The sequence below is a fragment of the Vibrio sp. JZG10 genome, from assembly GCF_054064075.1.
Genome location: NZ_JBSUGE010000016.1, coordinates 33,621 through 49,840, shown reverse-complemented (window position 1 = coordinate 49,840; position 16,220 = coordinate 33,621). Strand labels below are relative to the sequence as shown.

The following is a 16,220-nucleotide window of genomic DNA, read 5'->3' as shown; positions in this document are numbered from 1 at the left end:
GCAAGCCGTGAGTACACTTGTTCGCTCAATTAGCTTACGCCTGTAAGCCAAAAGGTAAGTAAAAGAATGGCCAAGTTAGATTTTCATATCGTTAAACGTATTCGTGAACAAATTGCGAACGGTGGTACACGCGTTGCACTCAAGCATAAAGTGGGTGAGGAATGGCAAGGTATTACGTGGACGCAATTTGGTCAGCAAGTTGATGCTTTATCACTTGCACTTTTGGCTCAGGGATTAGGAGTCCAAGATAAAATCGGCATTTTCTCGAACAACATGCCGCAATGGACGATTGCTGATATTGCAGCGCTACAACTACGCGGCGTAACAGTACCTATTTACCCAACCAATACCGCCGCTCAGTCGGCGTACATCATTGACAACGCAGACGTTAAAGTGCTGTTTGTTGGTGAGCAGCCACAATTTGACGCAGCAGTGAGCATTTTCGACCAGTGCGAGCAGTTAGAGCTCATTGTTGCCATGTCTGATGATATCGAACTTGGCGAGCATGATTTCGTTATCTCTTGGCAAGCATTTGTCGCCAAAGGCGATACCACATACCAAGTTGAATTGGACGCACGTTTAGAGCAAGCAAAGGAAGATGATCTACTCACGTTGATCTACACCTCGGGCACAACAGGACAACCAAAGGGTGTCATGTTGGACTACGCAAACATTGCGGCGCAATTGGAAGGGCACGATCAACGTTTGAGCCTTTCTCAAAGTGATGTGTCACTGTGTTTCCTTCCGTTGTCACACGTATTTGAACGCGCTTGGACCTTTTATGTGTTGTACAAAGGAGCGACCAACTGCTATTTGCAAGACACCATGCAGGTACGTGATGCACTGAGCCAAGTACGACCTACCGTGATGTGTGCCGTACCGCGTTTCTATGAGAAGATCTTCTCTGCGATTCATGAGAAAGTGTCTCGCGCGCCAATTCATCGCAAGATCATGTTTACTTGGGCTGTGAACATGGGCGCAAAAATGGCCGCTTGTCATCAAGAAAAACGTCAGCCATCGCTCATGCTGCGCAAGTCATATGCCCTGGCGGATAAATTGGTTCTGAGCAAGCTGCGAGCGTTACTTGGTGGACAAATCAACTTTATGCCGTGTGGCGGTGCAAAGTTAGATGAAACCATAGGCCGATTCTTCCACGCGATTGGTATCAATGTGAAGTTAGGTTACGGCATGACTGAAACCACGGCGACAGTATCGTGTTGGGATGATAAGTGCTTTAACCCAGACTCTATTGGTATGTCGATGCCTGGCGCGCAAGTGAAGATCGGTGAGAACAACGAGATTCTGGTGCGTGGTCCAATGGTGATGCGTGGCTATTACAAAATGCCAGAAGAGACCGAAAAGACCTTTGATGAGCACGGTTTCCTAAAAACTGGCGATGCGGGTTACATTGATGAAAATGGCAACCTGTTCATCACTGATCGTATCAAAGAGTTGATGAAAACTTCAGGTGGTAAATACATCGCTCCACAAATGATTGAAGGTGCGATTGGTAAAGACCACTTCATCGAGCAAATCGCGGTTATCGCGGACACGCGTAAGTTTGTCTCGGCACTGATTGTGCCGTGTTTTGATTCTCTTGAAGAGTATGCGAAAGAGCTGAATATCAAGTATCACGATCGTGTTGAATTGATTAAGCACCACCAAGTGGTCGAAATGCTTGAGAAGCGTGTTAACGATCTCCAAAAAGAGTTGGCAAAGTTTGAACAGGTGAAGAAGTTTAAACTGTTACCAAGAGCTTTCTCTATGGATGATGGTGAGTTAACGCCAACTCAAAAACTGCGTCGTAAAGTCATCAATGACAAATACCAAGATGAAATTGAAGAAATGTATAAGGAAAAGTCAGAGAAAAAGTAACTTAAGCTGACTTAGATTTTATATTGATGAAAAATCCCCAGTGATGTGATTGCGCATTACTGGGGATTTTTGTTTGTGTTGATTCTTTCTATTTTGCTCACCAAATACAGCTATTTAGCACCCGATACTTAAAAGGTTCTGAAATAATGTTCTTTTTTTGAACGTTAAATTTTTAGGTTGTACTGTGAAATAAGGTATGTGTGGCTGCTATTCCTACTAACATTCTAATTACTAGAATCTTGTTTAAAAAGTAGACCAACCTCTCATTAGACCCGTTGATAATAAAACGTTACATTTGTTGGGTAACCTTGCGGGATGTTATGACGAACGCAAGACATAGCCGAAAACGTGGAAGTATTTCGATTAGGCTACGAATAAGACCTAGACTATGTAAAACCAGACCAATCCGTTGACCTTACGGTGAGGGAACTGGCTAAGGAGAGCAATTATGACAGCAATGTTGTCAGGCGCAGAGATGGTGGTTCAATCTCTGATAGAAGAGCACGTAGAGCAGATCTTTGGCTACCCAGGTGGCTCTGTTTTGGATATCTACGATGCACTGCATGCCAAAACCGATCAAATCAAACACGTACTTGTAAGGCATGAGCAAGCCGCCACTCATATGGCAGATGGTTACGCTCGCGCTACCGGTAAACCGGGTGTCGTACTGGTATGTTCAGGTCCGGGCGCGACCAATACCATTACTGGTATTGCCACGGCTTATATGGACTCCATCCCAATGATCGTTATCTCGGGTAACGTACCTAATAGCCTAATTGGTAATGATGCTTTCCAAGAATGTGACATCGTTGGTGTCTCTCGCCCAGTGGTCAAACACAGCTTTTTAGTGAAAAAAGCGGAAGATATTCCTGAAACGATCAAGAAAGCGTTTTATATCGCGACCACAGGTCGACCTGGTCCAGTAGTGATTGACTTGCCGAAAGATGTAATGAATCCGCAAATCAAACTGCCTTACCAATACCCAGAAACGCTTTCAATGCGTTCTTACAAGCCGACGACGTCGGGTCATAAAGGCCAGATTAAAAAAGCGCTTAAATCGCTGTTAGAAGCGAAAAAACCAGTGCTTTATATCGGTGGTGGTGCTGTGATTTCTGGCGCTCATGAACATATTTTAGAGCTCTCCGACAAGCTGAACCTTCCAGTAGTCAGTACGTTGATGGGACTAGGCGCATTCCCTGGAACGCACAAAAACTCACTGGGCATGCTGGGTATGCACGGTACTTACGAAGCCAATATGGCGATGCATGAAGCGGATCTTATTTTTGGTATCGGTGTGCGTTTTGATGATCGCACGACGAACAACCTTGAAAAATACTGCCCAAACGCAAAAGTCATGCATATTGATATCGATCCATCATCGATCTCGAAAAACGTGAAGGTGGATTTACCTATCGTCGGCTCTGCGGAAAAAGTGCTTACAACCATGCTTGGCCTGCTGGCAGAGCAAGAAGGTGGGAACGATGAAGATGCCATCACCGCATGGTGGGATGACATTCAGGTGTGGCGTGACCGCAACTGTTTGGCTTATGAGAAGTCACCAGAGCGAATTAAGCCACAGCAAGTGATTGAAACCTTGCACAAGCTGACCAATGGTGATGCGTATGTTGCTTCTGATGTGGGTCAGCACCAGATGTTTGCAGCACTTTACTACCCATTTAACAAACCACGCCGTTGGATCAACTCGGGTGGATTGGGCACTATGGGATTTGGCCTTCCGGCTGGTATGGGTGTTAAGTTTGCCATGCCACAAGAAGAAGTCGTGGTTGTTACGGGCGATGGCAGTATTCAAATGAATATCCAAGAGCTTTCGACAGCCATGCAATACGACATTCCAGTGAAGATCATCAACCTAAACAACCGCTTCTTAGGCATGGTAAAACAGTGGCAAGACATTATTTATCAAGGTCGTCACTCTAATTCTTACATGAGTTCTGTTCCTGATTTTGCAGCGATTGCAGAAGCTTATGGTCACGTCGGTATTCGTATCGAAACGCCTGATCAGCTCGAAGAAGGGCTACAAAAAGCGTTGGATATGAAAGATCGTCTGGTGTTTGTGGACATCAACGTAGACGAAACCGAACACGTATACCCGATGCAAATCAAAGGTGAGGGTATGGATAAAATGTGGCTAAGCAAAACGGAGAGAACTTAATATGAGACACATTATTTCACTGCTATTGGAAAACCAACCGGGTGCGTTGTCTCGTGTTGTTGGTTTGTTCTCTCAACGTGGTTACAACATTGAATCTTTGACGGTATCACCGACAGATGATGAAACGCTGTCGCGAATGAACATTACCACGACGTCTGATGAGATGCAGTTGGAGCAAATTCAGAAGCAGTTACACAAATTGATTGATGTGCTGAAAGTACAAGAAGTCACCGAGTATGAGCACATCGAACGTGAACTGATGATGGTGAAAGTGAAAGCCAGCGGTTTTGCGCGAGCAGAAGTGAAACGGACGGCAGACATCTTCCGTGGCCAGATCGTGGATGTCACTGCTGCTCAATACACGGTACAACTCGCGGGCACGAGTGAAAAGTTGGATGCCTTCATTCAAGCGATATCTGAAGTAACTGAAGTCGTCGAAGTTGCTCGTAGTGGGGTAGTGGGCATTGCCCGAGGTGAGCGCGCACTCAAACCATAATTGTCTAATTGCATATAGAAAAGCCACTTAATCTAAGTGGCTTTTTGTTTAGAAAATAACAATTAATGATATAATTGTCGTTTTAGTAAGCATTATAGGCAGTAGACGCGTGAAAATACCTAAGCGAGTCGGCACATTGTTGGCGACAGCACTATTTTTTAGTGCGCTCACTGCAGTTTACTATTATCAGAAATATCTGACGTTATTAGAGAGTAACGTTGAGAATACCGCTCAAGAAGCATTACACCAACTGGCTTATACTGGTCGCGAATACAACAATATTCAGGATCAAATTGAGACGATCAGCGATCTTCTCGGTCACAGCCAAAGTCTTTACGACTATCTACGTCAGCCGAACCGAGTCAACCTTTCTATCTTAGAAGATATGTGGATCTCGGTTGCGATCAACCAAAAGCTATATAAACAAATTCGTTTTCTTGATATTACCGGTCAGGAAAAAGCACGGATTAATTACGATTTCAAAACGGGTATCGCTGCACCCGCCCTCAAATTACATGACAAGTCAGAGCGGGATTATTTTCATTACGCGCAAGGTTTAGGTAATGATGAAATTGCGTCGTGGGGGATTGAGCTGGAGCGAGAAAATGGTGAGCTTGTTTACCCTTATAGCCCTTCATTGCGTATTCTGATGCCGATTTCTCTCAATGGGAAACGCGAAGGGTATCTTGTTCTTAATGTTGATATTGAGTATTTATCTTCTCGACTCAACTACTCACCGGTGCGGGATTTTCATATTGAGTTAATTAAAAGTGATGGTTTTTATATCGCGAGTCCTAAGTCATCACGCTTGTACGGCAATATTATCCCAGCTCGTTCTCAATTTAATTTTGGCCGGATGTACCCCAACATTTGGCGCACGATGATCTCAGAAGTTTCGGGCTATGAGTACAACGGCTCGAATTTGATTGCGTATAGCACGATCCAATTTGTTTCTAGTGAACCACTTCATCTGGTGATTGATCTCACGAATGAGCAATTACTATCTCGATCTCAGCGAGATATTGATGACTTAATCCAAGAAGCGTTTTTTGTATTAAGTTTGGTGTTTGGTTTTACTTTACCAACGACCGCGCTAGCCCTGCACTATCGACGTCATAGTATGGAATCGAAGTTAGCTCGGGCTGCACTTGATGGCATGACTGCGGTGATGATCTCAGATGCGTCGCATCGAATCATTATGGTGAACCAAGAATTTGAAAACATGATGGGCTATTCCACCAAGCATACTCAAGGCTGGAATGCGCATAATCTAATTTTCTTACCGGAAGATCTCGAGTCGACCCTCAATATTTGGAATAAGCTTGCGAACGAGCACGTTTGGGAAGGTGAGGTTCGTTGTCGAACCAAGTTTAATCACGTATTTACCGCCATTATGCGCATTCAGGCAAACTTAACCAAGTCAGGTAAAGTAAGCTATTACATCACGTCGCTGGTGGATATATCCGAGCAAAAAGAGCTGGAAGAAAAGCTACGCAACCTCAGTGAAAAAGATGGTTTGACGGGCTTGTGGAACCGCCGAAAATTTGAAGAGCAATTAGCGCAATATGCCGGGATTATTGAGCGTTATCCTGACAGTCCCCCAGCGTGTTTGGCGTTGTTTGATATTGACCACTTTAAGCGCATTAACGATGAACTTGGGCACGATGAAGGGGACAAAGTGATTTGCAGTGTCGCTGAGACTCTTCTTAAAGAGGTGCGCAGTACTGACTTTGTGTCTCGTGTCGGTGGTGAGGAATTTGCGGTGATCATGCCGCATACCACACTCGAAGAAGCAGAAGTTGTATTGAACCGGTTACGTGTGGCGGTTCAACTGCGCAGTGATAGAGCGATTACCGTTAGCGCCGGGTATAGTGATTTAACCTCCGATCGCACGCGTACTTATAAATGTGCTGATATTGCCTTGTATGAATCCAAAAGTGCAGGGCGTAACTGCGTATCGCTATGCCATAGTTTCGATGATATTGCTTAGCTCTTTTTCAAAAACAAAAAATCGGGGATAGACCCCGATTTTTATGCTTATTTTAGCCTCAGCGTTATTCGCTAGCCAGTATGCGATATTGGTTGTCGATGGCCGCTTCGATACACTGCATTGACTGTCTCAAATAACGCTCTAGATAACCTAAAGCATCCTGGCTCTTTTTATCTAACGACGTCTTCATCAGCATTTCTTGCTCATCGATATTACAGTGCCCTGGGTTTCCAGTACCTAACATTTGCATAGCAAAATATTGGTAACGCTTAATTTGCGTGAGTAGATCGCGGAAAAAACCAAACATATTGGCAGAGCCAGCGCCTTCAAACAGCGCAGTAAGAAACTGATTATGGCGTTCTTCCCATTCCTTCCAGCAAAAGCTTTCGCCAGATTTAGAGCGGGATAACTTGTGATAAGCGGTTAGGACGTCCAGTTCCCAATTTTCATCGCCAATCACAATTGCTTTATTTAGTAGGCATGCAGAGACCATTTGTAGGCTCTCGTACAAGTCATTCAACTCATCTTTACATACAGGTGCAACCCAGCAGCCTTTTTGCGGCTCAAGTTTGACGTATTTGCTCCACGATAACAGCACCAAAGCTTCGCGAATGGGTGACGCTCCTACGTTGTACTTCTCTTTGAGTTCCGCAACCACGAGTTTTTGACCCGGTTTAAGCACGCCATCGAGAATATCCTGACGGATCATTTTTGATACTTTGTCGGTAAGAGTGGGACTGGACACATACACCTCATAGAAATTTTAATCGTGACGACAAAATTAAACAGTACGCAATTCTGCGCATGGTGAATGATACAGTTAGGCTATTATTAGAGCAAGAAAGCCATATAAAAAAAGAGGGCATAAGCCCTCTTTATCAATCAACTGAAGTATGAGAAGTTCAGTCTTATAGTACGTGTACAGAAGCTGTGTTCGTAGTACCTGAAGCGACTAGAGCACCAGAAACCATCACTACGATGTCGCCTTTGTTACCTAGACCAGATTCTAGAGCAAGCTCTTTACCTGCTACGTAGAATGCGTCAGTGCTTTCGATAGAATCAACAACAACTGGCGTCACACCTTTAGTTAGAACAAGTTGTGCTGCTGTTTTCTTGTTTGTTGTTAGTGCTAGGATGTTTGCAGTTGGGAAGTATTTACGTACTGAACGTGCAGATTTACCACCTTCAGTTGCAACAACGATAAGTGGAGCAGCCAGTTTCTCAGCTGTGTCTACTGCGCCTTTACATACTGCTTCAGTGATACGTAGACGTGGGCTGTCTAGACGAGAACCTAGCTCAGCTTTTAGCGCTGAATCAGTACGGTTCGCGATTTGAGCCATGATAGTTACCGCTTCAACTGGGTACTTACCTTTCGCTGTTTCACCAGAAAGCATTACTGCGTCAGTACCGTCCATTACCGCGTTAGCAACGTCGCCTGCTTCCGCACGAGTAGGACGTGGGTTGTTGATCATAGAATCAAGCATTTGAGTTGCAGTGATAACCATCTTACGTGCACGGTTACACTTCTCGATCATCATTTTCTGAGCGAAGATTACTTCTTCAGCTGGGATTTCAACACCTAGGTCACCACGAGCAACCATGATGCCGTCAGAAAGCTCTAGGATCTCGTCGAAGTTATCAACACCTTCTTGGTTTTCGATCTTAGAGATGATGTGGATGTTCTCGCCGCCGTTTGCCGCTAGAACTTCACGGATTTCTTGAACGTCAGAAGCTTTACGGATGAAAGAAGCAGCTACGAAGTCAACGCCTTGCTCACAACCGAATTTAAGGTCGTTCTTATCTTTTTCAGATAGAGCAGGTAGGTTTACAGAAACGCCAGGAAGGTTAACACCTTTGTTCTCGCCTAGTGCACCATTGTTAAGTACTTTACATTTAACTTCTGTTTCAGTCTTAGAGATAACTTCCATCTCGATTAGACCGTCGTCGACTAGGATAGTGTTACCTACGTTTAGGTCTGCTGCGAAACCTGCGTAAGTTACTGCAACTTTATCTTTGTTACCTACAACTGAAGTGTCAGTTGTGAAAGTGAATTCTTGACCAGCTACTAGATCAACGTCGTTACCGCCTTCTAGCTTAATAGTGCGGATTTCTGGACCTTTAGTATCTAGAAGAATTGCTAGTGGTTTGCCAGTAGCTTCCATTACTTTACGGAAGTTCGCGATACGAGTGCCGTGTTCTTCGTAGTCACCGTGAGAGAAGTTAAGACGCATTACGTTCATGCCTGCGTTCACTAGCTCAGTTAGCTTCTCTACAGATTCAGTTTTAGGGCCAATCGTACATACGATTTTGGTCTTTTTCATGGAAGATACTCTCCGGTAAGTATAGTTACAATTTGAAAGTCGGTTGTTTACTCTGAAGTTAGGGCGTTATTGATGACATTTAGTGCCTGTCACCCACCGATTTTTCGCCTCATTATCAGTACTTCAGATTCTGAAAGTCTTTCACCAAGTTTAGTCATTTTATGACTAAAAGATCGGCGATTTTGGTTACCTTTTTGTGACTAATCCCACTTTATATGCAGAAAGTTGCAAAAAAATAGCCTTCAATTCTGTAATTTTTTTTCTTTTCGGTGGCGAATTCTACCACTGAATGAATCCAATATCACTGTTTAAGAATTGTCTTAGGACAAGGTTTTATCGAGAAATATTAATTTTTTGGATCGAAATAAATGGACTTAAAAGTTTCGGTTTGACTATAATAAGTTTCACATCGAAACTTAAATTCAAAACATAAATGTCGAAACGAAACACTCAACTAAGAAGACACGCCATTTCTAACTTGGTTTCTGAGCTAGGAGAAGTCAGCGTTGACGAACTCGCTCAGAAATTCGAAACCTCAGAGGTCACGATTAGAAAGGATTTAGCTTCTTTAGAGAAAAATGGCCAACTTCTACGCCGCTACGGCGGTGCGATTGCTATCCCAACAGAAGTCATTCACGAAGAATTGAGCGCTAATGTTTCGACTCGAAAGCTAAACTTGGCAAAAGCAGCGGCATCACTGATTCGAGACCATAATCGCATCGTGATCGACAGTGGCAGTACGACGGCTGCGTTGATTCAACAGTTGAATGACAAACGTGGCTTAGTTGTCATGACCAACTCGTTGCATGTTGCTAACGCCCTTAATGAATTAGAGAGCGAACCAACACTGCTGATGACTGGTGGGACTTGGGATACGCACTCAGAATCTTTTCAAGGCAAAGTAGCCGAATCTGTATTACGAGCTTACGATTTTGACCAGCTATTTATCGGTGCGGATGGCATCGATCTCGAACGCGGAACCACAACATTTAATGAATTGGTTGGTTTGAGTAAGGTAATGGCGGAAGTGTCGCGCGAAGTGATCGTCATGATCGAATCGGAAAAAATCGGCCGTAAGATCCCGAATTTAGAGCTCGCTTGGCATCAAATTGATGTGCTAGTGACGGATGCTGATATTCAGCAAAAACACAAAATACAGATTGAACAACATGGCGTGAAAGTTATTTGCGCCTAATCTAACAATGTAATCAGTTTCATATTTCACTTCCCTCTGAATACAGGCCTTTGCTTGCTGCCTCTATCTGAAACATGGCTAGGGAAGAACAAAACTACAAACGGAGATAAACACATGTGTGGAATCGTAGGTGCAGTAGCACAACGAGATGTTGCAGAAATTTTGGTTGAAGGTCTACGCCGCTTAGAGTACCGCGGTTACGACTCGGCTGGCGTTGCTGTTGTTGATGGCGAGTCAAACCTAACGCGCGTTCGTCGCTTGGGTAAAGTGCAAGAACTGGCTGATGCAGTAGAAGAAGCAAAAGTGATCGGCGGAACGGGTATTGCGCACACTCGTTGGGCGACGCACGGTGAACCATCTGAAGTTAATGCACACCCACATATGTCTGGCGATATTGCTGTTGTACATAACGGTATTATCGAAAACCACGAAGAGCTTCGTGAATTGCTTCAATCTCGTGGTTACGTGTTTGAATCTCAAACGGATACAGAAGTTATCGCACACATGGTTGAGTGGGAACTTCGCACTTCAGAAACGCTACTAGAAGCAGTACAAAAAACAGCAAAACAACTTGAAGGCGCATACGGCACGGTAGCGTTGGATCGCAAAGATCCTTCACGCATCGTAGTTGCACGTTCAGGCAGCCCGATCGTAATTGGTTTTGGTGTGGGTGAAAACTTCCTGGCTTCTGACCAACTTGCGCTACTGAATGTAACGCGCCGTTTCATGTACCTAGAAGAAGGTGATGTGGCAGAAATCACTCGCCGTGAAGTTACTGTCTTTGACGCAACGGGCGAGCTGGTTGAGCGTGAAATCGTAGAATCCAACGCAGAACATGATGCCGGCGATAAAGGCCAATACCGCCACTTCATGCAAAAAGAAATCTATGAGCAACCTAAAGCGTTGATCAACACAATGGAAGGCCGTATCACGGCAGACTCCGTTGTAACTGATGCGATCGGTGTGCATGCGGCTGACATTCTAAGCAAAGTAGAACACGTACAAATCGTTGCGTGTGGTACGTCTTACAACGCGGGCATGACAGCACGTTACTGGTTTGAAGACATTGCTGGCGTGAGCTGTGATGTAGAAATTGCGTCTGAATTCCGTTACCGCAAGTTTGTGACGCGTCCAAACAGCCTTCTTATTACGTTGTCTCAGTCTGGTGAAACCGCCGATACGCTAGCAGCACTTCGTCTTGCGAAAGAAAAAGGTTACATGGCGGCGATGACCATTTGTAACGTAGCAGGTTCTTCTTTGGTTCGTGAATCAGATTTTGCGTTCATGACTCGCGCTGGTGTTGAAATCGGTGTCGCTTCAACCAAAGCGTTCACGACTCAGCTTTCTGCACTATTGATGCTGGTAACGGCGTTAGGTAAAGAGCAAGGTCGCGTCAGCAAAGAGAAAGAAAAAGAGATTGTTGAAGCGCTACACGCACTTCCTAAGCAAATCAACGCGGCACTTTCTTTCGAGAAAGACATTGAAGCACTAGCGACGGATTTCGCAGACAAGCACCACACATTGTTCCTAGGCCGTGGTGAGTTCTACCCAATCGCGATGGAAGCGTCTCTTAAATTGAAAGAGATCTCTTACATTCACGCAGAAGCGTACGCGGCGGGTGAACTGAAACATGGTCCTCTAGCGCTGATTGATGCTGACATGCCTGTTGTTGTGGTTGCACCAAGTAACGACCTACTTGAAAAGCTAAAATCAAACGTTGAAGAAGTACGTGCACGTGGAGGCCTTCTATACGTATTCGCAGATGCAGACGCAGGCTTCGAAGGCGATGAAACAATGAAGATCATCACGATGCCTCACGTTAGTGAAATCACGGCGGCGATCTACTACACCATCCCAATGCAGTTGCTGTCATACTACGTAGCGCTGATCAAAGGTACGGACGTAGACCAACCACGTAACCTAGCGAAAGCGGTAACGGTTGAGTAATTACGCTTAACAGCAAAAACCCCAAGCGGCACATGCGAGAGTATGTGCCGCTTTTTTTGTCTTATTCTAAGCGTAATGGAACGCTCAAGCGCCTTCGCCAGTAGGTTGCTTTCATGACAAAAATGTCATGTTGGTGAAAGGGTGGTGTCAGAGGCGGTGTTCAATAATGACCTCATTGAAAACAAGCACTCAAAGGTTAACAACATGAACGCAATCAAAACTGCTCTTTTTGTAACGGTAATGGCAATCACTAGCGCATCTGCATTCGCTCAACCACTTTTCACTGGTGGCAACTACGTGAGCCGCGAAGAGATGAAAACCATCTCAGTTACGCCGACAGCAACGTCAGATGAGGCTTATCAACAGGCACTGTCTGAACTCAATTCACTTAAAACCATGACGGCTCGTGAACTGAATAAAGAGCTCAATATCCTGATGTTTAATGTGAAGTCTCGCAGTACGCATTTAAAAGATGGTGGCTTCGTGACCGTGCAAGAACGCATGAATGAAGATGGTCAGTTGGAATATTTGGGCAAAGTGAATGTCAAAGTGCATTATGCCGAACGCGATAACAATCGATAATGGTTTGCCAATGGGGAAGAGTATGGTGTGGTTCACATCATGCTCTTTTTCGAGCTTTATACTGGGTTCTCATCCTCCCGTTAACACACTAGGTAAGTAAAGTTGAAAATATTGATCGTCGAAGATGAGCACAAAGCCGGAGAATATCTGCAAAAAGGTTTGATTGAATCTGGGTATGTGGTGGATTTAGTGCATGATGGGGTCGATGGGCTTTATCACGCTACCAGTGAAGAATATGACTTAATCCTCCTCGACATTATGTTGCCTAAACTCGATGGTTGGCAGGTGCTTAATACATTGCGCAGTAGTGGGATTCACACCCCAGTGATCATGCTGACAGCGAAGGAGCAAGTGGAAGATCGCGTGCGCGGTTTTGAGCTGGGTGCCAATGACTATGTCGTAAAACCTTACGCGTTTGCGGAGCTACTGGCGCGTGTTCAAAACGTATTTCGTCATCATATTGCCGCGCAAGTGGTCGCATCGCCGCAAACATTACGTGTGGCAGATTTAGAACTTGATATGATCAAACGCGTTGCCACGCGCGCGGAGCAGTCGATATCGCTTACCGCCAAAGAATATGCCCTGCTTGAGTTGTTGATGCGCAAAACTGGCCAAGTGCTTTCACGTACCACTATTGCGTCGTTAGTGTGGGATATGAACTTTGACAGCGATACCAATGTGATTGATGTGGCGGTCAAACGTCTGCGTAGCAAAGTGGACAAACCGTTCGATAAACCACTGATTCACACAGTCAGAGGGATGGGCTACAAACTCGAAGAGAGTTGTGATGCCTAAGTTTTCGCTCCCTTTTTCCATGAAAAATAAGCTCGTGCTGATGTTTGTTAGCATGACGTTCGTGACCTATTTTTCTTTGGCTTTCATCCTACAGTACGCCATTGAGCGCCACTTTTATTCGCAAGATTTCAGCTATATTTCCAGTAAGTTCAATGCCATTGAGAAAGCGTTAAAACGCTCGCCAGAGGACGTGTTCAAGCAAGCGAATAGCAGCACGCTCTACATGTGGGTGTTTGAAGGCAAGCAGAACGTGTATCAGAATTCGAGCCTGACGATTCCTCAGAACCGAGCCTATAGCATTAGCTCACCTCAGGTTTTAAATCACGAGCGCGCCATCGAATGGAGTGAGGACTCGCTGAACATCCGCGCGTTTGCGTTTCAAGCTGGGGAGTATCAGGTGGTGCTCGGTATGAGTATCAACCACCATATTTTGTTTTTGGATAAACTCGACTGGATTTTGTTTTGGGCGCTCGGTTTGGCGTTTGTGATTTCTTCAGCGTTGAGCGGTTGGATGGTAAAACGTGGGTTGAAGCCGATTGTGGGATTGAATCAGCACATTCAACAGATATCCCCAGAGCAAATGGGCATTCGTCTCGACCCCGATTCGTTGCCATTAGAACTGCGCGAGTTAGCTAACAAACACAACGCGATGCTCGATAGGTTGCAAACTGGTTTTCGCCGCTTGAGCGAGTTTTCTTCTGATATAGCACATGAGTTAAAAACGCCACTCACCAACATTACTACGCAAAATCAGGTCATTTTAGGTGCGTGTCGAACGTCTGAAGAGTATCAGGATGCGATTGCCTCAACGTTGGAAGAACTCAACCGCATCACGAAAACCATCAACGATTTGCTCTACATTGCCAAGGCTGAAAACAAGCTCATTCATCGCCATGACGAAGTGTTTGCGGTGCAGGAGGAAATTGACCGCTTGGTCGCGTATTTTGAAATATTGGCCGAAGATGCCGAGGTGCGAATCGTGAGCTCAGGCGACGGTCAGCTCTATATGGACAAAAACATGTTTGAGCGTGCAGTGGGCAATTTGCTCTCCAACGCGATTCGTCATGCGTATGCTGATTCAACCATTGTGATTGACGTTCAAGAGGTTGATGAACAGGTTACGATATCGGTCAGCAACCAAGGTGACACCATTGCCGAGCAAAACTTACCGTACCTTTTCGACCGGTTTTATCGCGCAGATAAATCTCGCCAACATGTAGGTAGCGTAGGTGCAGGGCTAGGTTTGTCGATTACCCAATCTATCGTGCAAGCGTATGAAGGACAGATAAAAGTAACATCAGATAAAGACAAGACGCGGTTTGTTATGATGTTGCCATCGGCAGGTGTCAATGGAAGTGATAAGTCAGTTGAAGCATAAAAGGCAAACCTTGGCTTGCCTTTTGAGACTCAAACTCGTTTGAAGTTATTTGGGTTATTGGCCCAGTTGATGAGCGGTTAGAATAGCAGAGTAGACATTTTCTGCCGTCACTGGGAATGGCATATTGTGGATGGTTTCTCCCTCGGCCGTTGAGGCTTCGGCGACCTCGCGCAACTTATCGTGATTAAGCTCTTTAACGCCCATATCAAATAAGTTGGTTGGTAGACCTACCGATCGGCAGAAGGCGAGAACCGTATTAATCTCTTCCATCGCTGCGTTTTCTAGCACCAATTGAACAAGTGTGCCGAACGCGACTTTCTCACCATGATAGAGATGATGACACTCTTCAAGCTTAGTTAGGCCGTTATGAATAGCGTGAGCGCCTGCTAGGCCACTGCTTTCAAAACCGATACCGCTTAGGTATGTATTGGCTTCAATAATATTTTCTACCGCTTTGGTGCTCACACCATTTTCTACCGCAGCTTTTGCTTTTACACCATCTTCAAGCAAGGTTTCATAACAGAGCTTCGCAAGAGCTTGCGCTGAACGTGTCGCTAAACCACCAGCCATTGTTGCCTTACCAGAGGTCATGTTGGCTCTGGCTTCAAAGTAGGTGGAAAGCGCATCACCCATCCCCGATACCAGTAGGCGAACTGGGGCTTTTGCGATGACTGATGTATCCATGATGACCATGTCTGGGTTTTTAGGGATCATCAAGTATTCCGCAAACTCACCTTCAGGTGTGTATATCACCGCAAGAGCAGAGGTTGGCGCATCAGTCGAGGCAATCGTAGGAACCACCACGACAGGAATTTTGGTGTAAAACGCAACGGCCTTTGCTGTATCTAACGTTTTACCGCCGCCAATACCGACAATTACATCGTGTTTTTGAGTCGCACAAATGTCCGTGATGCGTTCAATCTCAACGCGCGAACATTCGCCACCAAAAATGTTCATAGTGAGTGGAAGCTTTTCGTCAGCAAAACTTTGTTTGACGTCATCACCAACCAGGTTAGTCACGAACTCATCGGCAATGACTAACGGACGTTCACCCAATGTTTTCACATAGTGAGCGATAGATGTAAGTACTTGTTCACCTTGGACGTATTTGCTTGGGCTGATAATAATTTTGTCCATAATTCAAACCTTTAACCTTTTTTATGTGTGTTTTGGACTGTAATGAATATCCATTGTAGGGATAAGGTTTATATTAGGTTTGGTGTGGTAGGTGGTGAAGGATATCTCTGGTTTTGTTCCATGCTTTTATGACCTCTGTGTCAAACCGACTGTCAGAAGTAATAAGCATCAGCATGCTTTATGGCGCCGATCACTATTCAAGCGAATCTGTCGTTTTTCGTTTCATATTGAAACGAAAATGCCGAAGTCGTTGTTTCAATATGAAACGGATTGATTTTTGTTGAGCACGTTTTTTCTCTGTTTAAGATGAATTCATACCCTACATAAAAAT

General features: G+C 44.9%; 12 protein-coding genes. 9 read left to right on the top strand and 3 right to left on the bottom strand.

What is annotated here, in order from left to right; translation table 11 throughout:
- Positions 1-66 precede the first annotated feature (66 nt).
- The 4 genes from ACWYVB_RS17575 (at position 67) to ACWYVB_RS17560 (ending at position 6,534) form a co-directional block, all read left to right on the top strand.
- Positions 67-1,875: an AMP-dependent synthetase/ligase gene (locus tag ACWYVB_RS17575; RefSeq protein WP_109168758.1), complete on the top strand. Its 1,809-nt coding sequence runs from the start codon at positions 67-69 to the stop codon at positions 1,873-1,875.
- Between the two features lie 448 nt (positions 1,876-2,323).
- On the top strand, positions 2,324-4,048 hold the full coding sequence (locus tag ACWYVB_RS17570) for an acetolactate synthase 3 large subunit (RefSeq protein ID WP_005392255.1): 1,725 nt from the start codon (positions 2,324-2,326) through the stop codon (positions 4,046-4,048).
- A gap of 1 nt (position 4,049) precedes the next feature.
- Positions 4,050-4,544, top strand: coding sequence for an acetolactate synthase small subunit (gene ilvN, locus ACWYVB_RS17565; RefSeq protein ID WP_005392253.1), 495 nt, complete (start codon positions 4,050-4,052; stop codon positions 4,542-4,544).
- 109 nt (positions 4,545-4,653) lie between these two features.
- Complete coding sequence (locus ACWYVB_RS17560) at positions 4,654-6,534, top strand: sensor domain-containing diguanylate cyclase (RefSeq protein WP_005392251.1); 1,881 nt, start codon at positions 4,654-4,656, stop codon at positions 6,532-6,534.
- 64 nt (positions 6,535-6,598) lie between these two features.
- Here the strand turns inward: ACWYVB_RS17560 and ACWYVB_RS17555 are convergent, their stop codons facing one another.
- A complete protein-coding gene (locus tag ACWYVB_RS17555; protein ID WP_082240136.1) occupies positions 6,599-7,285 on the bottom strand; it encodes a GntR family transcriptional regulator in 687 nt (228 codons plus the stop codon).
- 157 nt (positions 7,286-7,442) lie between these two features.
- Positions 7,443-8,855, bottom strand: coding sequence for a pyruvate kinase PykF (pykF, locus tag ACWYVB_RS17550; RefSeq protein ID WP_005392243.1), 1,413 nt, complete (start codon positions 8,853-8,855; stop codon positions 7,443-7,445).
- A gap of 433 nt (positions 8,856-9,288) precedes the next feature.
- Here pykF and ACWYVB_RS17545 point away from each other — a divergent pair, with 433 nt between their 5' ends.
- The 5 genes from ACWYVB_RS17545 (at position 9,289) to ACWYVB_RS17525 (ending at position 14,752) form a co-directional block, all read left to right on the top strand.
- Positions 9,289-10,050 carry a DeoR/GlpR family DNA-binding transcription regulator gene (locus tag ACWYVB_RS17545; RefSeq protein WP_457529591.1) on the top strand — a complete coding sequence of 254 codons (762 nt, stop codon included), beginning with the start codon at positions 9,289-9,291 and terminating at the stop codon, positions 10,048-10,050.
- Positions 10,051-10,164: 114 nt separating this feature from the next.
- Positions 10,165-11,997, top strand: coding sequence for a glutamine--fructose-6-phosphate transaminase (isomerizing) (glmS, locus tag ACWYVB_RS17540; protein WP_005392238.1), 1,833 nt, complete (start codon positions 10,165-10,167; stop codon positions 11,995-11,997).
- Positions 11,998-12,201: 204 nt separating this feature from the next.
- A complete protein-coding gene (locus ACWYVB_RS17535) occupies positions 12,202-12,579 on the top strand; it encodes a DUF3316 domain-containing protein (protein WP_457529589.1) in 378 nt (125 codons plus the stop codon).
- Between the two features lie 102 nt (positions 12,580-12,681).
- Positions 12,682-13,374 (top strand): heavy metal response regulator transcription factor, encoded by a 693-nt coding sequence (locus tag ACWYVB_RS17530; protein WP_053808759.1) that lies wholly within the window; start codon positions 12,682-12,684, stop codon positions 13,372-13,374.
- A complete protein-coding gene (locus tag ACWYVB_RS17525) occupies positions 13,367-14,752 on the top strand; it encodes a heavy metal sensor histidine kinase (RefSeq protein ID WP_457529587.1) in 1,386 nt (461 codons plus the stop codon). The genes ACWYVB_RS17530 and ACWYVB_RS17525 overlap by 8 nt, the downstream gene beginning before the upstream one ends.
- 54 nt (positions 14,753-14,806) lie before the next feature.
- On the opposite strand, the gene ACWYVB_RS17520 is transcribed toward ACWYVB_RS17525, so the two are convergent.
- Positions 14,807-15,889 (bottom strand): glycerol dehydrogenase, encoded by a 1,083-nt coding sequence (locus tag ACWYVB_RS17520; RefSeq protein ID WP_006742744.1) that lies wholly within the window; start codon positions 15,887-15,889, stop codon positions 14,807-14,809.
- Positions 15,890-16,220 lie beyond the last annotated feature (331 nt).